Source organism: Bradyrhizobium nitroreducens (assembly GCF_002776695.1).
Classification (GTDB): Bacteria; Pseudomonadota; Alphaproteobacteria; order Rhizobiales; family Xanthobacteraceae; genus Bradyrhizobium; species Bradyrhizobium nitroreducens.
In genome coordinates, this window is sequence record NZ_LFJC01000003.1 from 4903293 (window position 1) to 4919032 (window position 15740).

Genomic DNA, 15740 nt, shown 5'->3' on the forward strand with positions numbered 1-15740 from the left:
CAAGATTCGGGCCAAATGGCGAAGATTTTTGTTTCGGATTGTTTCTGTCCGGCTTCCTGCAACAGGCGGCAATCGCACCGTCGCGGAGCGGCAAGGTCTCGTTAAGGCCGTTAACCATACCGTGGCAGCCGCGCACAAGAAACCCCGCAAAAGCCACGGAGCCATCATGACCTCGATTTCGGCGGCCTCCGCCGGTAATTACCAGTCGCCGCTGCAGCGCCTGCAGCAGGAATTGCAGTCGGAAGTGTCCGCCGGCACGATCTCGTCCTCGGACCAGTCCGCGCTCTCGACGGCGCTGACCGACATCGACACGGCGCTCCAGCAGGGCCGGTCCAGCGACCAGTCGAGCGGCACGCGTCCCTCCAAGGAGGACATGCAGTCCAAGATCGACGACCTCATCTCGAACGAGGTGTCGAACGGGACGCTGACCTCGGACCAGGCCGAAGCGCTCAAGGGCGTGTTTCAGTCCGCCTTCGCAAGCGGGCCGGGCGGGGCGGGTGGCGCAGGCGGACCGCCGCCCGGTCCGCCGCCGGGCGACAGCTCTTCGGATTCGTCGTCTTCGACGGATACGACCAGCAGCACCTCCAGCGACCAGACCACCGCCGAGATTCTGCAGCAGTTCCTGCAGGCGCTCCAGCAGTCGCAATCGTCGACATCGTCCTACGGCGCGAGCGGCAGCTCATCCGGCAACTCCGATTTCTCCGCGCTGCTGATCGACTACAAGAGCTGACCCTGAGCGACGCGGGTCGGCGCGGGCCTCGCCGCGATCGTGCTTCACCCAGGGCGCATGATCGTCGGCGGGGAACCGTGCGTCGCAAAATGTTCCTGAGTGACGCAGGAACAGTGCTTGCGAGATTCCATCGCTCGCGCATCGCGCGACGAAATTGCCGCGCGCAAGGAACTGCGTGTGATCAGCGCTGTTCTCTCAACACGAGTTTTTCGTGAAGGAGAGGACAACATGCTGATGAAATCGATCGCCGCCGGCCTGGCCGGTACCGCACTGCTTGCCACCGTTGCGTTCGCGCAATCGCCGACCGCCACCGCCGACAAGGCGCCGACCGCGGCCACCGCCACGACGACGACCACCACCGCGTCGGGTCAGTGGCGTACCTCGAAGATGGACGGCCTGAAGGTCTACAACGAAGCCAACGAGAACATCGGCACCATCAACGACCTGCTGATGGACAAGAACGGCGACATCAAGATCGCCGTGATCGGCGTCGGCGGCTTCCTCGGCATGGGCGAGCATCTGGTCGCCGTGCCCTATGAGAAGCTGAAGTTCGTCAATGAGGCGGTTGCCTCGACCACGACGACCCGCCCGGCAACGACCACGACCGGCGCTGCCACCGGCACCGAGAAGACCACGACGACGGCCCCGGCTGCCTCGACCACCTCGTCGACCTCGAAGTGGTATCCCGACCACGCCGTGTTCAATGCCAGCAAGGACGAGCTGAAGAACATGCCCGAGTTCAAGTACTCGGAGTAAATGAGGCTCGACGGACGGCCCAAACGACGTGCGCCCGGCTTTCGCCGGGCGCACTGTCGTGTCTTGTCTGGCCTCTGCCCGCAAGCGGAGAGAGGCGGCAGGATCAGTGCGTCGCCAGCGGACAGCCGCCCTTGTCGAGCGGACGGAAGGCTTCGTCGCCGGGCACGGTGGCGATCAGCTTGTAGAGGTCCCACTCGCCCTTGGACTCCTCGGGTTTCTTGACCTCGAACAGATACATGTCGTGGACCATGCGACCGTCGATGCGGATCTTGCCGTTCCTGGCGAAGAAGTCGTTGACCGGCGTCTTGCGCATCTGCTCCATCACCTTCGGGGCCTCGTCGGTCTTGATGGCGTCGATCGCCTTCAGATAGTGCATGGTCGCGGAATAGAGGCCGGCCTGGATCATGGTCGGCATGTGGCCGACCTTCTCGTTGAAACGTTTGGAGAAGGCGCGCGTCTCGTCGTTCATGTCCCAGTAGAAGGCATCGGTGACGATCAGGCCCTGCGTCGCCTTGATGCCGAGCGAATGCGTGTCGGTGATCTCCTGCAGCAGCGCGATCATCTTCTGGCCGCCCTGGGTCAGGCCGAACTCGGCCGCCTGCTTCAAGGCATTGGTGGTGTCGCCGCCGGCATTCGCCAGCGCGACCACCTTGGCCTTGGAGGCCTGGGCCTGCAGCAGGAAGGAGGAGAAGTCCGACGAGTTGAGGGGATGACGGACCTCGCCGAGCACCTTGCCGCCGCTCTCCTTGACCACGTTGGCGGCGTCGCGCTGCAGCGCCATGCCGAAGGCGTAGTCGGCGGTGACGAAGAACCAGGTGTCCTCGCCGCGCTTGACCATCGCCTTGCCGGCGACGTTCGACAGCGCATAGGTGTCGTAGGTCCAGTGCACGGTGTTGGGCGAGCAGGCAACGCCGGTGATGTCGGAGGAGCCGCCGCCCGAATTGATGTTGATCTTGTTCTTCTCGCGCGTCAGCGCCGAGATCGGCAGCGCCACCGACGAGGTCGGAACGTCGAAGATCGCATCGACCTTGTCGTTGTCGTACCAGTTGCGGGCGATGTTGACGCCGACGTCGGGCTTGTTCTGGTGGTCGGCGGCGACCACGGCGACCGGCTTGCCCGCGACCTTGGCGCCGTAATCGGCGACCGCCATCTCGACCGCGGCGAGCGAGCCCTTGCCGGTCGCGTCCGCATAGAGGCTCGACATGTCCGTGAGCACACCGATCTTGACGATATCGTCTGAAATCTGCGCCTGCGCGGCGCCCGACGTGGCGGCAAGCGCGATGCCGACCGCGACCGCGGCGACGAGTTTTTGCATGGTTGTTGCTCCCTGTGTGTTGTTGTTTGGGCGTTGTTGAGGGAGCCGTTGTAGCGGCAATCGGTCGCGGCAGGTAAGCCAAAGATGCGTGAGGGGGCAGCGAATATGCAGGGCGCGGCGGTGTTCCCTTCGCCTCTCCCCGCTTGCGGGGAGAGGCCGCAGCGCATCGAAGATGCGGTGCGGGTGAGGGGGACTCTCCGCGAGTCTAGCTGCCGCCGTCCTTGCGGAGACCCCCCTCACCCCAACCCTCTCCCCGCAAGCGGGGAGAGGGAGAAGCGACACCTCCGCTCAGGCGCCCCCGCCCTTCAGCCGTTCGTTGCGTCGGCGCAAGGCTTCCAGCGTCGCGAGGAGGATCACCGACACCGTCGTCAAAATCACCGCCGCAGCCGTGATGGTCGGGCTGATGTTCTCGCGGATGCCGCTGAACATTTCGCGCGGCAGGGTGCGCTGTTCGGGGCCCGCCATGAACAGCACGATCACCACCTCGTCGAAGCTGGTCGCAAAGGCGAACAGCGCGCCGGATGCGAGGCCAGGCAGGATCAGCGGCAGGATCACGCGGCGGAACGCCTCAATTGGCGAGGCGCCGAGCGAGGCGGCGGCGCGCGCCAGATTGGTGTCGAAGCTTTGCAGCGTCGCGCCGACCGTGATCACCACGAAGGGCGTCGCCAGCGCGGTGTGCGCCAGGATCAGGCCGAGATAGCTGCCGGTGAGGCCAATCGGCGCAAAGAAGAAATAGAGGCCGACGGCGGTGATGACGCCGGGCACGACCACCGGGGACAGCACGAAGGCCAGAGCGAGCGGTTTGAACCGGCTCTTCCACTGCGCCAGCCCGAGCGCAGCGAGCGTGCCGAGCACCATGGACAGCGCCGTCGAGGCGACGCCGATGATCACGCTGTTCTTCAGCGCGTTCACCCAGCGCGGCGAGGCGATGAAGTCCTCGTACCAGCGCAAGGACAGCCCGGGCAGCGGATAGGTGAGATAGGCACCCGAGCTGAACGACAGCGGCATGATCGCGAGGATCGGCGCGATCAGGAAGACGAACACCAGCGCGGAGACCACGATGGTCGCGGTCCACGCGATGCGCTGGCTGGGCGTGCGCAAGGAGGAGTTCTCGCTCAATTCTTCATGCCTCCCGTCACCTGCTGGCCCTGCACCAGCTTGCCATAGACGAGCGCCAGTAAAATGGTCGCCAGCAGCAGCACGGCTCCGAGCGCCGAAGCAAGACCCCAATTGGCGGTCTCTGTGGTGTAGAGCGCGATGAAATAGCTGATCATCTGGTCGGCGGCGCCGCCGACGAGGGCAGGCGTGATGTAATAGCCGAGCGCGAGGATGAACACGAGCAGGCTGCCGGCGCCGATGCCGGGCAGGGTTTGAGGCAGGTAGATCCTCAAGAAGGCGGTGACCGGCGGCGCGCCGAGCGAAGCGGCGGCCCGCATGTAAGCGGGCGAGATCGCCTTCATGCTGCTGTACAGCGGCAGGATCATGAAGGGCAGCAGCACGTGCGTCATCGCCACGCAGACGCCGAAGCGGTTGTAGATCAGGCGCAACGGCTCGTCGATGATGCCGAGCCAGTGCAGGCTGTCGTTCACGACGCCCTTGCTCTGCAACAGCACGATCCAGGCGCAGGTGCGGACCAGCAGCGACGTCCAGAACGGCAGCAGGACGAAGATCATCAGCAGGTTCGATCTGGCAGGCGGCAGCGTCGCCAAGAGGTAAGCGACCGGGAAACCGAGGATCAGGCAGAGCGCGGTGACGCTGAGGCTGATGAGGAAGGTGCGGATGAACACTTCGCGGTAGATGGCCTGGTCCGGCGGCGCCGCGATGATCGCGCCATCCGCGTTCCGCGTCAGGTCGAGCGCCGCCAGCAGATAGAAGCCGGTGACCGGACCGCCGGCATCCTTGATCGTCGTCCAGGTGGCGCGCTCGCGCCAGGCCGGGTTGATCTTGCCCAGCGTCTCCTTGGCGGTGCCAGGCTCCGGAGCCGCCTTCAGATTGCGCGACGTGCTGGTGAGGATGGTGCGAAACCCATTCAGCGCGTAGTTCAGCCGCTTGGCCGCAATCGCAATTGTGCCAGAGGCGCGTGCCGCCAGCACGTCGCTCGCCAGCGCCGCATAGGTCTTTTCGTCCGGCAGGTCCTTGCCGTCCCAACTGGCGAGAGCAGCGATGGTTTGCGGCAAGACCTGACGCACCTCGTGGTCATCGACCGCACGCCACAACATGCCGGCGATGGGGCCGGCGAAAGTGAAGAGCAGGAAGACGAGAAGCGGCAGAACCAGCGCCAGTGCCTTGACCTGACGCGCGCGCTCCGCACGCCTCAATCGGCGCTTGAGCGGCACCTCGGTCTCGGTCAGGGACGCCGCGGTCATCGCGCGAACCTCTTTGACCGGACGTCCCTCGCCATTTCGGGGCGGTCTGAGCGCGCGCCTCGTCCTTCGAGACGACCGCTTTGCGGTCTCCTCAGGATGAGGCTCATTGACATCCGGGGCTGTGAAGTCGCGGCCGCACACTCCGTCCTCATCCTGAGGAGCCCGCCTAAAGCGGGCGTCTCGAAGGATGGCCGCAACGCAATGGCCTTCAATGCGCGCCGCACGCCGGTGCTGTCGCTCCCTATTTCGCGGCCCATTTGTTGAAGCGCTCGGTGAGGCGGTCGATGTTCTCGAGCCAGAACGCAACGTTGATCTCGACCGCGTTCTTGATGTTGTCGGGCGCGGTCGGCAGGTCCTTCAGAACGGCGGGCGCAAGCTTGCCGGCTGCGTCCTTGTTCGAGGTGCCATAGGCGATGTTCTCCGACAGCTTCGACTGGTTCTCCGCCTTGCCGGCGAAGTCCAGGAACTTGTAGGCCGCGTCCTTGTTCGGGCTGCCCTTCAGGATGACCCAGCTGTCGAGGGTGAAGAGCGCGCCGTCCCACACCATGCCGAAATTCTTCTTCTCGTTCTTGTTGGCGGTGTCGATACGGCCGTTATAGACCGAGGTCATCACCACCTCGCCGGAGGCGAGCAATTGCGGCGGCTGGGCGCCGGCCTTCCACCAGACGATATCGCCCTTGATGGTGTCGAGCTTCTGGAACGCGCGCTCGACGCCCTCGTCGGTCGCCAGCACATGGTAGACGTCCTTTGGCGGGACGCCGTCGGCCATCAGCGCGATCTCCAGCGTGGTCTTCGGGCCCTGACGCAGGGCGCGCTTGCCCGGGATCTTCTTGGTGTCGAAGAAGTCGGCCCAGCCCTTAGGGGCTTCCTTCAGCTTGTCCTTGTCGTAGCCGAGCACGAAGTCGTAGAGGATGGCGCCGACGCCGCACGGATTGACCGACGGCGGGATGTAGGCGGCCTCGCCGCCGATCTTGGTATAATCCATTTTCTCGAACAGGCCTTCCTCGCAACCGACTGCGAGCTCGTCGCTCTCGACCTGAACGACGTCCCAGGTGGCGGCGCCGCCCTGCACCTTGGCCCGCAGCACGCCGACGCCGCCGTCCCAGGACTCGTCGTTCATCGCAATTCCGGACGCCTTCTTGAACGGCTCGAAATAGACTTTCTTCTGCGCATCCTGGTACGCGCCGCCCCACGATACGATTGTGAGGTCGCGTGCCTCCGCGACCGTCGCCAGCGCAGCGCTGGCACTGAACGCCGCGGCAAAACCCAGAGCAATCTTGCGGTTCAGCATGGTCTTCGTTCCTTCTTCGTGTGAGTTGCGTTGAAGTTGATTGTTTCGGACGCGCTTGGGGTTGGATCAGACCGGATCGAGAGCGAGGCAGTCTTCTGGACGGAACGTGATGAAGACGCTTTCGCCATGTGTGAGGTCATGATGTGCCCCCGGCTGAAGCTTGACCATGAACTCGGCGTTCCCTGCGACCTCGAGCACGGCCAGCGCATGGTCGCCGAGATAAATGGTGTTTTGCACCTTCGCGGGGAGGCGGTTCGGTCCGTCTCCGGAGCTGCCGTCCGGGACAATGGCGATCCGCTCCGGTCGCACCGACAGCGAGGTCGATGCGCCCGCGCCCGAGATGTTGACCGCGCGTGCGGTGACGACACCGCCACCGGCCAGCGCGACGCGGCAATGATCCTTGTCGACCGCCTCGACCGTGCCGGCCAGCACGTTGTTCTCGCCGATGAAATGGGCGACGAAGCTGTTCACCGGATGCTCGTACAGCGCGTCGGGCCTGTCGATCTGCTGCACGATGCCGTCGTTGAACACGGCGATGCGGTCCGACATGGTGAGCGCTTCACTCTGATCGTGGGTGACGTAGACGATCGTGATGCCCATCTGCTCGTGCAGCTGCTTGATCTCGAGCTGCATCTGCTCACGCAGGCGCTTGTCGAGCGCGCCGAGCGGCTCGTCCATCAGCACGAGCTGCGGATTGAACACCAGCGCGCGGGCCAGCGCCACGCGTTGCTGCTGGCCGCCGGAGAGCTGCCCGGGCCGACGGTGCGCCATGGTCTCCATCTTGATCATGCGCAGCGCCGCAGCGACGCGCTCCTGCACGTCCGCCTTGCTCGTGCCACGAACGGAGAGCGGGAAGGCGATATTCTCGGCGATCGTCAGGTGCGGAAACAAGGCATAGTTCTGGAACACCATGCCGATGTCGCGCTTGTGCGGCGGCATGTTCTTGATCGGCCGCTCGCCGAGATAGATCTCGCCATGGGTCGGAACCTCGAAGCCCGCCAGCATCATCAGCGTGGTCGTCTTGCCCGAGCCCGACGGGCCGAGCAGGGTGATGAACTCGCCCTTCCTGATGTCGAGATCGAGGTTCTTCACCACGAGATGCTCGCCATCATAGGTCTTCTGAATGCCGGAAAAGCGCACCAGTGCCGGCGTAGGCGTGACCATGCCGGCTTCCATGTTGACCTCGCGTCGTCCCTAAAGTGCCGTGTGAGACTAGCATCCTGCGGCGAGAATGCCAGCGGCGCAAGCGACGAAGAGGTGTGGGGGCCCCGCTTGTGGCCATCCTTCGAGACGCCCGCTTTAGGCGGGCTCCTCAGGATGAGGACGGAATGCGCGGCCGCAGTTTCAATGGGCACTGACGCTGATTAGCCTCATCCTGAGGAGGCGCGTAAGCGCCGTCTCGAAGGACGAGGCGTGCGCGCTACATCCCCGACAGCTTGGTCACGAACACGTTGAGCGAGCCGCCGGCCTCCGCGACCACGCGCAGCGTCTTGGAATCGAAGGCGATGTCGGCGAGGGTCAGGCTGTCGATCCTGGCGTCGACCTTGACGCCGTCCTCGCTTTTCTGGAAGTCGGCGATGACGCCAGCAATCTTCTCGCGCGCATTGGCGGCGATCGGCTTCAGGTCGAGTGTCGCCTTCTGCAGCAGCGCCTGCTGCATCTGCGGCACCACCGCACGGGCCGCCGCGCCGAGCAGGCCGAACGCCGCCTCGGATTCCACCGCGAGCTGGATGTCGGTGAGCCGCAGCGTCTGTTGCGCCTGGTCGAGCACCGGCCGGCCCCATATATGCACGGTCGCCTCGGCGCCGAGACCGAGCCAGCTCTTCTTCTCCTTGGCGCGCACCAGCAGCGAGATCAGTAGGCGCTCGCCCGACGGGATCACGTTGGCGCTCTTTACCGTGACGTCGACCGGTCCCGAGCCGTCCTCCGGATAGGTGCGGCCGACCATCTGCGCCGCGATCAGCTTGTTGATCTCGGTGAAGGGCACGTCGATGGGAACGCCGATGCTCACGCCGGTGCCGGTCGGCGGCACGATCGAGATCTTGTCGGGGAACGGACAGTCCGGCTTGGTCGGCGTCGAGGTGACGCGCGTCTCGGCTTCCAGGCCCATCAGCAGCGTCACGGCCTGGGCATCGACTCGCGGCTGCGCGGCGATGGCGCGGATCGGCTTCATCTCCAGCCAGAGCGGCGGCAGCGCGGCCGAGGCGCCCGAGCCCTGCAGCGGAATCGAGCGGCACGCCTTGGCCCATTGCAGCTTCGCATTCTCGCGCAAGGAGGGATCGTTGCGGATGCGCTCGGAGACGAGGTTGATCTGCTCGCCGACATTCTTGTCGATCAAAGGCTTCACCTGCGCCGGCACGTTGACCTTGGCGCCGGAGACGTTGAGGTTGGTGTCGCCGAGATTGACCTGGGCGCCGAGATTGGGCTCGAGGTGCCAGTTGGCCGCGAGCTTCGGGCGCGAGGTGACGACCACGTTGCCCCTGATCTCGGCGCTGGCGTTGAGATTCTTGATGTTGACCGCGCCGATCCGTTTCGCCGCGTCACCGCCGAGCACGCCGCTGAGCGCATCGCCGAGCGCGCCGGTGGCTTTCGATGACAGCGAGCCCGTCACATTGAGCTTGCCGCTCAGCGGCGTCGAGATCGTCAGCACGTCCTTGTCGCCGCTGGCGGCCATCGGCCCGCGCACGGCGGTCCAGCCTATGTCGGCGTTCTCCAGGATCTGCGAGATCGGGTTGTCGGCCTTGCCGGCGAAATTACGCGGCGCGGCCTTCTCGGCCTGGTCGCGGATCGCCGACAGCGCGATGGCGACCGGCGCGATCACGATCGAGCTCTTCGAGGCCGGCGGCAATGGCGGCAATTGCGCGACCGGCGGTGCCGAATTCGTCGCGCGCGGCGACAGCAAGTCCATCGCCTTCAAGCTGATGAAGAACGACGCCGCAAGCACCGCGACGCCGATCAGGATCGTCTTCAGATTCAACGTTAGTCGCATCAATCCCCCAGGCCGCCCCGGGGCAGAAGTCTACAGGGCAGGCGAGCAGGGCGCTAGAGCGCACCGGTGGGGTGGAATTGCGGCGAATGTGGTCCGTAGCGCGGCCCCCGAAGCCGGCGGCGGCGGGAAGTCGGCTCGGAGGCGTTGACGAAGTCGGTCTTATCGAGACCGGATCAGATGCGCGTCCTAGTTGAAAACATCGGAGAAGCGCTTCAATATGTCAAGCGATCGGGGGGGCAAGATGGACAAGCGACTTGAAAATCTTCGAATGTATTTTCCGGCAGAAGTGACGGGCGCGTATCTCGCATTCCAATCGTTGTTGAAGACAAATGGCGTGCAGCCTGGCGAGTACACGAAATTCATGCTTTGGGTCTTGGTTGGTCTCTCCGTTTTCAACGTTGCGATCTACTGGAAGTTCTACAATGTGAAGAACGCGTTTGTTCAGTTCATTTTACTCTGCGGCTTTCTCGTCTGGGCAATGAATATCGATACGACGCGTTTCAAAGATGCGCCGTGGGGGCTCGGTGAGAACATAGAAATTGTTGCGCCCAGCCTGCTCATTTTCTACAGCCTTCTCACTTTATTTCTTGCAATTCCGCAAAGGAATCCCGATGCGCCTGGTTAGATTGTCGGCGATTTTGCTCCTCGGTTTCGGATGCGAACCACTTTACGCTGCTCAGCTAGGAGCTTCATACGATAGTTACCGCGACATGCATCGCGATACCGCGTACGGAAGCCTGTTCTTCAATGCGACTGCAATAAGACATGCGGACAACCTCGCAAAGAAGCGGTTTCGTGCCGTGACGGCAAGTGGCGATATAGAGTTACCTTCGCAACAGGGGTATTGCTTCGTCTTCAATCACTATGGGCGTCCGACACTCGACGGAAAATCCCACAGCTATCGCGCAAAAATTACGAAACTGATGATCGACGGGACAAACAGGCTGGAAACCGTCGAGCAGGCCTTTGACCCGACGGATGATCTATCTTCCACGAGTCCTCCCGATCTCTGCATTGCTGGAATCAGGAACGTTTCAAAGGTGACGATCGAGTTCACTTCGGACGACAACAACTATTTCGACTGGCAGATCACCTTTGTTCCTCGCTAGGCTGTTGGACTCGCGGTCACGCCGAAACTTACGCGGCGCATGCAATCAGGCCGTGATTGTGGCTAGCCGCGCCGAGGGCGGCGGACCGCTCTCACATTGCCACTAGCACCGCCGCCGCAGAAGAAGCGGTCGCCGCCGTCGGACTCCAGCCCTGACACCATGGTCCCGGCAGGCAGGTCGAGCTGCTCGAGCACTTTGCCGGTTTCCGGGTCGATCCGCCTGATGTCGCTGTCCTCGCCTTCCCAGGTGCCGTGCCAGAGCTCGCCGTCGACCCAGGTCACCCCGGTCACGAAGCGCTTGCTCTCGATGGTGCGGAGGATCTTGCCGGTTTCGGGATCGACCTGATGGATCTTGCGCTCGCGGTATTGTCCGACCCACAGCGAGCCCTCGGCCCAGGCCAGGCCGGAATCGCCACCGCCGCCCGGCGCCGGAATCGTGCCCAGCACCTTGCCCGAGGCCGCATCGATCTTCTGGATGCGGTCCTCGGCGATCTGGAACAGGTGCCGGCCATCGAACGCCGTGCCCGCATGCGCGGCGACATCGATGGAGCGCGCGACCTTGCCGCTATCAGGATCGACCGCATTCAGTCTGTCGCCGGATGCGAACCAGACATGGCTGCCGTCATAGGTGACGCCATGCACGGCTTCGACGCCCGCAAAGGGCCCGTATTCCCTGATGATCTCGGCGGCTGAACGCTTCATCGGCTCGCTCCCTGTGATGTGGTCCCAATTTACGCCTTCGGGAGCGGGGTGGGGAGTAACAAGCCTGTCGGGAAACCCGGGACGGGCGGCGTCATCCAGCGTCGCGCCCGCCCATGTCCGAACGATTGCACCTTGTCCGACCGCGCCAGCTCGTCGAGGGCCCGCTGCACCGTGCGCGCGCTCGTTGCCAGCGCCAGCGCGAGCGCCGAGCTCGACCAGGGCTCGCCGTCGGAGAGGAAGGCGAGAACAGCGGCGTGCTTTTCCTCGACGGGTCGTGCCAGCACGAGGACGTTGCGCGTCTTGCGCGGCGCCAGCGCAAATCCGTCCCTGGTTGCGCTCACGTCGGCAAGCGGTTTGAGCTTGCTGCGGAGCCGCCCGATCTCGACCCGCAGCCGCGCGCGATGCGATTCATCGAAATGCCTGGCGTGAAATGCGCCCGCGATCAGCGCCTGCCGCGAAACGTCCGCGGGCCACGCCTGCGCCAGGATGCGGACGAGCGCGAACAGCACCGGCCGGGTGCCGAGCGACACCACGGTGCCGCGCCTGCGAACCGAATGGTGGAAGGTGTCGATGACGAGCGCCCGGGATGTCGCGAGATCCTCGATTCCCTCCAGCAGCAGGGGCCGCTCGTCGCCGCGCACGATCAGACGTGCGGCCGGCGTGTCCAGCACGCGGCTTGCGGCATCGACTTCGGCCGTGAGCGCGGGGATACCGGCCTGCTGCGCCGCGCGGGCCGCCCGCGCCAGCGCCGCGCGCGCGTCCTTGGTTCGGAGCCGCCGTATGGCGATGCCGGCCAGCACGAGCTCGCGGACGACGAGAGCGGCGGGCGGCAGCGCGAGGGCGCCGAGCTCTGCGAGCGTACGCTCGGCCTCGTCGATATGCCCGAGGAGGAGCAGGCGCCGCGCCGCGATGTGGCTTGCATGCGCCGCGTTGGCGAGATCGCCGTGCTTCTCGAGGGTCGCGCGCGCCGCGGCGAGCGTCCTGTCCGGCCAGCCCAGATCGCGCGAGACCAGCGCGATCTCGGCTTCGGCCACCACGCATCTGGCACGCGCCACCGCCTCGCGCGGGCCGAACGCGCGCACGGCGCTGCGCAGCAGCGCCTTGGCCTTGGCGAGATCGCCGAGCTGCGCCATCGCGATGCCGCGCAGCGCCAGCGACGGCGCGTCGTTGCGCAGCGCAACCCGGTTCAGCGCGCCGAGCGGATCGCCCGCCTCTAACGCGCGTGCGGCGGCCGTGATCAGCGACTCCATTCAAATCCCGCCACACTTGTTACTCCCACCGCGCAACCGCGCGGTGTCAGAAATCGTTGACGGCCGACGATGTGCGGTGAGAGGCGAGCGGTTCCGCGAGACGCTAGGCCGATCGCCCAGGCAGAAGATTTGGAGAGTCATGATGACATTAGCCCAGAACGAACCGAATAACGGACAGGCTGCCATGCAAATACCGCCGGTGGTGTCGCCGCAGGACTGGGAGGCCGCCCGTCAGCAACTGCTCGTGAAGGAAAAGGCGCATACCCGTGCCCGCGACGTCCTGGCCGCCGAGCGCCGGCGCATGCCGTGGATGGAAGTGACCAAAACCTATGCGTTCGAGGGGCCCGGCGGCAAGCTCAGTCTGGCCGATCTGTTCCAGGGGCGGCGGCAACTGATCGTCTACCGCGCCTTCTTCGAGCCCGGTGTGTTCGGCTGGCCCGATCACGCCTGCCGCGGCTGCTCCATGGTGGCCGACCAGGTCGCCCATGTCGCGCATCTGAATGCCCGCGACACCACGCTGGTGTTCGCCTCGCGCGCGCCGCAGGCCGACATCATCAGGCTGAAGCAGCGGATGGGCTGGACCATGCCGTGGGTCACCGTCACCGACAGCTTCGATGCCGATTTCGGCGTCGACGAATGGCACGGCACCAACGTGTTCTACCGCGACGGGACGCGCATCTTCCGCACCTATTTCGTCAAGAGCCGCGGCGACGAGCAGATGGGCGGCACCTGGAACTATCTCGACATCACCCCGCTCGGCCGCCAGGAGGTCTGGGAGGATTCGCCGAAGGGCTATCCGCAGACGCCGACCTACAAATGGTGGAACTGGCACGACAGCTACACGGAGGGCGCCGAGCCCGACAAGAAGTGGGTCGAGATCTCCGACGCAGGCGAGAAGGCGTTTCGCGAGGAAGCGGCGGAAGGACGTGACTAGTGGCGTGAGCGCAACCGCCGCTGCCAACCGGGACGGCGCGGCGGCGGCGCGCCATCTCGCCCGGTGGCTGGCGTTGGCGGCCACGCCGACCTTCGCGATCATGGCTGGGGTGACGGCCGTCGCCGGCAGCGGTTCGGCGGACATGCTCTGCTCCGCCGGGTACGCCTCTGCGCTCGGCGGGATGGCGCCGATGTATCTCCTGATGAGCGCGTTTCACTCGGTGGCGTGGCTGAGGCTGATTGCGGAGCGGCGGCGCGCACCTCCGCCGGAGTGAACGCCTCGTCCTTCGAGACGCGCGCAAGGGCGCGCTCCTCAGGATGAGGCTAACTGCGAGCAGTTCCGCGTCGACAATATTGCCGCACACTCAGACCTCATCCTGAGGGCCCGCCGCAGGCGGGCGTCTCGAAGGATGATGCGATCCGCGCTTTGCCAGCTCCTGCAGTTCGGCAAAATCGCCGCGCATGAAAGCTTCCTTCTTCGCGCGACTCCACTTCTTGAGTTTCCGCTCGCATTCGATCGCGTCGGTGATGCGATCGAACCATTGCGAGAAGATCAACGTCACGGGGCGACGCGACTTTGTATAGCTCTCGAACGTGCCGGTGTTGTGCTGGGCGATTCTGATGTCGAGCTCGGTGCGCGTCGTGCCGATGTAGTAACTGCCGTCGACGCATCTGAGAATGTAGAGCCAAGCGCCATCAGTCATCGTGAACGCCTCGTCCTTCGAGACGCGCGCAAGAGCGCGCTCCTCAGGATGAGGCTAACTGGCATATGCGGTCTTGCGCAAGAGTTGCGTGAACACTGGCGGCCGCGCACTCCGCCCTCATCCTGAGGAGCCCGCCATCGGCGGGCGTCTCGAAGGATGCGCCACGATTTCCGACGCAAGCCTGAACGCGCGGTTATCGCCTGCCCGCCGCCTGAAGATACGCAACCACCTTCGCCGCTTCATCGGGCGAGATGCCGCCATATGGCTGCATCTTGTTGCCCGACACCACCTCGTCCGGCTTGACCATGAAGCGCGAGAGCTTGTCCTCGTCCCAGATGAAACCGGCATCCTTCATTGCAGAGGAATAATTGTAGTCCGGCAGCGAGCCGGCCTTGCGTCCCAGAATTTTGTTGAGATTGGGACCGAGGCGGTTGTCGCCTTCCTTCGCGGAATGGCAGGTGCGGCAGGAATTGTTGAAAGCCTGCTGCGCCGCCTCATCGCCCGCCGGCTGCTGCGCGAGCGAGGAGGGCGCGGACAGGAGCAGCGTCAGTAGGACGGCGCTGGCGAGGCCGTGCAGCCGCTGATATCGCGAGGATTGCAGGCGTGATTGCATGTGCGCCTCCGTCAGGGATCCGCGCCGCAGCAAGCGCGCGCCGACACGTCGAGGGCAAACGAAAGCGGCCCCGGCGGGGTTCCGGGGCCGTTTGCGTCACAATGTCCTGTCGCTTAGCGCGCCGTGGTTCCGAGCTCCGCGCGGCGCTCCGTCATCGGCAGCACCACGACCTTGGTGCCGACGTTGACGCGGGAATAGAGGTCGGTGACGTCGTCATTGGTCATGCGGATGCAGCCGGACGAGACGCGCTTGCCGATGGTGTCGGGGGCGTTGGTGCCGTGGATGCGGTAGATGGTGCCGCCGAGATACATGGCGCGGGCGCCGAGCGGATTGCCGGGGCCACCGGCCATGTGGCGCGGCAGATAGGGCTGGCGGGCGATCATCTCCGGCGGCGGCGTCCAGGCCGGCCACTCGGCCTTGCGGGTCACCGACTGCACGCCGGACCAGGTGAAGCCGTCGCGGCCGACGCCGATGCCGTAGCGCAGCGCCTGGCCGTTGCCGAGCACGTAATAGAGATAGGTGTTGGGGGTGTCGATGATGATGGTGCCCGGCGCCTCGCGCGTCGCGTAGGAGACGGTCTGGCGGCGGAAGCGCGCCGGCATCTCCACTGCGTCCTGATCGTCGGACGGCTCGGTCTGATAGGCCGGCGCCTGGTAGGGCTGGACCGGCTGCGGCGCGGCGAACGGCGGCAGCGGTTGGAAGAAGGGGAAGATCTGCACCGGCGCGGCCTCGGCCGCACCTGCGAACGCGATTGCTGAGACCGCGACTGCACCGAGCGCAACGGCGCGCGAAAAATTCCTGAACCTGTCCAGATTGAACATGTGATCGCCCCTGTTTGCTCGGTGGTCTCGGCCACCGCGGCACCCTTGCGGTGCTCCGTTGCCTGGATCACTAACGGAAAAACGTTTCGGGACATTTGCGCGGAAAACCGAAAACGGTTTCGTCGCGGAAAGGATTGTTTCATGACAGTTTCGTGGCCGCAG

17 protein-coding genes are annotated in these 15740 nt (G+C 64.9%); 6 read left to right on the plus strand and 11 right to left on the minus strand.

Annotated features, from left to right (window positions below):
• Positions 1 to 166: 166 nt before the first annotated feature.
• Complete coding sequence (locus tag TSA1_RS23710) at positions 167 to 730, plus strand: hypothetical protein (RefSeq protein ID WP_174719043.1); 564 nt, start codon at positions 167 to 169, stop codon at positions 728 to 730.
• 228 nt (positions 731 to 958) lie between these two features.
• Entirely contained in the window at positions 959 to 1486 is a 528-nt protein-coding gene (locus TSA1_RS23715; protein ID WP_100178438.1) for a PRC-barrel domain-containing protein, read from the plus strand.
• Positions 1487 to 1589: 103 nt separating this feature from the next.
• Here TSA1_RS23715 and TSA1_RS23720 read toward each other — a convergent pair whose 3' ends face one another.
• The 6 genes from TSA1_RS23720 to TSA1_RS23750 all read right to left on the minus strand — a co-directional run bounded on the left by TSA1_RS23720 (position 1590) and on the right by TSA1_RS23750 (position 9447).
• The gene (locus TSA1_RS23720) at positions 1590 to 2801 is read right to left on the minus strand and encodes an ABC transporter substrate-binding protein (RefSeq protein ID WP_100178439.1); all 1212 of its coding nucleotides are present in this window, start codon (positions 2799 to 2801) and stop codon (positions 1590 to 1592) included.
• Positions 2802 to 3089: 288 nt separating this feature from the next.
• Positions 3090 to 3920, minus strand: coding sequence for an ABC transporter permease (locus TSA1_RS23725; protein WP_174719044.1), 831 nt, complete (start codon positions 3918 to 3920; stop codon positions 3090 to 3092).
• A complete protein-coding gene (locus tag TSA1_RS23730) occupies positions 3917 to 5167 on the minus strand; it encodes an ABC transporter permease (RefSeq protein WP_100178440.1) in 1251 nt (416 codons plus the stop codon). The genes TSA1_RS23725 and TSA1_RS23730 overlap by 4 nt, the downstream gene beginning before the upstream one ends.
• Before the next feature lie 241 nt (positions 5168 to 5408).
• Complete coding sequence (locus TSA1_RS23735) at positions 5409 to 6458, minus strand: ABC transporter substrate-binding protein (protein WP_100178441.1); 1050 nt, start codon at positions 6456 to 6458, stop codon at positions 5409 to 5411.
• Positions 6459 to 6524: 66 nt separating this feature from the next.
• On the minus strand, positions 6525 to 7634 hold the full coding sequence (locus tag TSA1_RS23740; RefSeq protein ID WP_100178442.1) for an ABC transporter ATP-binding protein: 1110 nt from the start codon (positions 7632 to 7634) through the stop codon (positions 6525 to 6527).
• 244 nt (positions 7635 to 7878) lie between these two features.
• Complete coding sequence (locus tag TSA1_RS23750; RefSeq protein WP_100178443.1) at positions 7879 to 9447, minus strand: DUF4403 family protein; 1569 nt, start codon at positions 9445 to 9447, stop codon at positions 7879 to 7881.
• A 241-nt stretch (positions 9448 to 9688) separates the two neighbouring features.
• On the opposite strand from TSA1_RS23750, the gene TSA1_RS23755 reads away from it, so the two are divergent.
• Together TSA1_RS23755 and TSA1_RS23760 are read left to right on the plus strand one after the other, a co-directional pair.
• Complete coding sequence (locus TSA1_RS23755) at positions 9689 to 10072, plus strand: hypothetical protein (RefSeq protein WP_145984363.1); 384 nt, start codon at positions 9689 to 9691, stop codon at positions 10070 to 10072.
• A complete protein-coding gene (locus TSA1_RS23760) occupies positions 10059 to 10556 on the plus strand; it encodes a hypothetical protein (protein ID WP_100178445.1) in 498 nt (165 codons plus the stop codon). The genes TSA1_RS23755 and TSA1_RS23760 overlap by 14 nt, the downstream gene beginning before the upstream one ends.
• A 62-nt stretch (positions 10557 to 10618) precedes the next feature.
• On the opposite strand, the gene TSA1_RS23765 is transcribed toward TSA1_RS23760, so the two are convergent.
• Together TSA1_RS23765 and TSA1_RS23770 are read right to left on the minus strand one after the other, a co-directional pair.
• Positions 10619 to 11257 carry a Vgb family protein gene (locus TSA1_RS23765; RefSeq protein ID WP_100178446.1) on the minus strand — a complete coding sequence of 213 codons (639 nt, stop codon included), beginning with the start codon at positions 11255 to 11257 and terminating at the stop codon, positions 10619 to 10621.
• A gap of 29 nt (positions 11258 to 11286) precedes the next feature.
• The gene (locus TSA1_RS23770; protein ID WP_100178447.1) at positions 11287 to 12507 is read right to left on the minus strand and encodes a helix-turn-helix domain-containing protein; all 1221 of its coding nucleotides are present in this window, start codon (positions 12505 to 12507) and stop codon (positions 11287 to 11289) included.
• Positions 12508 to 12649: 142 nt separating this feature from the next.
• Here TSA1_RS23770 and TSA1_RS23775 point away from each other — a divergent pair, with 142 nt between their 5' ends.
• Together TSA1_RS23775 and TSA1_RS23780 are read left to right on the plus strand one after the other, a co-directional pair.
• A complete protein-coding gene (locus TSA1_RS23775; protein ID WP_430649803.1) occupies positions 12650 to 13441 on the plus strand; it encodes a DUF899 domain-containing protein in 792 nt (263 codons plus the stop codon).
• On the plus strand, positions 13434 to 13715 hold the full coding sequence (locus TSA1_RS23780) for a hypothetical protein (RefSeq protein ID WP_100178449.1): 282 nt from the start codon (positions 13434 to 13436) through the stop codon (positions 13713 to 13715). The genes TSA1_RS23775 and TSA1_RS23780 overlap by 8 nt, the downstream gene beginning before the upstream one ends.
• A 90-nt stretch (positions 13716 to 13805) precedes the next feature.
• Here TSA1_RS23780 and TSA1_RS23785 read toward each other — a convergent pair whose 3' ends face one another.
• From TSA1_RS23785 to TSA1_RS23795, 3 genes are all read right to left on the minus strand, one after another.
• Positions 13806 to 14144, minus strand: coding sequence for a GIY-YIG nuclease family protein (locus TSA1_RS23785; RefSeq protein ID WP_100178450.1), 339 nt, complete (start codon positions 14142 to 14144; stop codon positions 13806 to 13808).
• A gap of 193 nt (positions 14145 to 14337) precedes the next feature.
• Positions 14338 to 14757 (minus strand): c-type cytochrome, encoded by a 420-nt coding sequence (locus TSA1_RS23790; protein ID WP_100181307.1) that lies wholly within the window; start codon positions 14755 to 14757, stop codon positions 14338 to 14340.
• A gap of 113 nt (positions 14758 to 14870) precedes the next feature.
• Positions 14871 to 15578: a L,D-transpeptidase gene (locus TSA1_RS23795; RefSeq protein ID WP_100178451.1), complete on the minus strand. Its 708-nt coding sequence runs from the start codon at positions 15576 to 15578 to the stop codon at positions 14871 to 14873.
• Positions 15579 to 15740: the final 162 nt, after the last annotated feature.

Coding starts and splice junctions, on each gene's coding strand:
- TSA1_RS23775 (WP_430649803.1), top strand. CDS start 12,650: ATGACATTAGCCCAGAACGAACCGAATAACGGACAGGCTGCCATGCAA.
- TSA1_RS23720 (WP_100178439.1), bottom strand. CDS start 2,801: ATGCAAAAACTCGTCGCCGCGGTCGCGGTCGGCATCGCGCTTGCCGCC.
- TSA1_RS23770 (WP_100178447.1), bottom strand. CDS start 12,507: ATGGAGTCGCTGATCACGGCCGCCGCACGCGCGTTAGAGGCGGGCGAT.
- TSA1_RS23730 (WP_100178440.1), bottom strand. CDS start 5,167: ATGACCGCGGCGTCCCTGACCGAGACCGAGGTGCCGCTCAAGCGCCGA.
- TSA1_RS23795 (WP_100178451.1), bottom strand. CDS start 15,578: ATGTTCAATCTGGACAGGTTCAGGAATTTTTCGCGCGCCGTTGCGCTC.
- TSA1_RS23750 (WP_100178443.1), bottom strand. CDS start 9,447: ATGCGACTAACGTTGAATCTGAAGACGATCCTGATCGGCGTCGCGGTG.
- TSA1_RS23785 (WP_100178450.1), bottom strand. CDS start 14,144: ATGACTGATGGCGCTTGGCTCTACATTCTCAGATGCGTCGACGGCAGT.
- TSA1_RS23710 (WP_174719043.1), top strand. CDS start 167: ATGACCTCGATTTCGGCGGCCTCCGCCGGTAATTACCAGTCGCCGCTG.
- TSA1_RS23760 (WP_100178445.1), top strand. CDS start 10,059: ATGCGCCTGGTTAGATTGTCGGCGATTTTGCTCCTCGGTTTCGGATGC.
- TSA1_RS23790 (WP_100181307.1), bottom strand. CDS start 14,757: ATGCAATCACGCCTGCAATCCTCGCGATATCAGCGGCTGCACGGCCTC.
- TSA1_RS23740 (WP_100178442.1), bottom strand. CDS start 7,634: ATGGAAGCCGGCATGGTCACGCCTACGCCGGCACTGGTGCGCTTTTCC.
- TSA1_RS23735 (WP_100178441.1), bottom strand. CDS start 6,458: ATGCTGAACCGCAAGATTGCTCTGGGTTTTGCCGCGGCGTTCAGTGCC.
- TSA1_RS23755 (WP_145984363.1), top strand. CDS start 9,689: ATGGACAAGCGACTTGAAAATCTTCGAATGTATTTTCCGGCAGAAGTG.
- TSA1_RS23765 (WP_100178446.1), bottom strand. CDS start 11,257: ATGAAGCGTTCAGCCGCCGAGATCATCAGGGAATACGGGCCCTTTGCG.
- TSA1_RS23715 (WP_100178438.1), top strand. CDS start 959: ATGCTGATGAAATCGATCGCCGCCGGCCTGGCCGGTACCGCACTGCTT.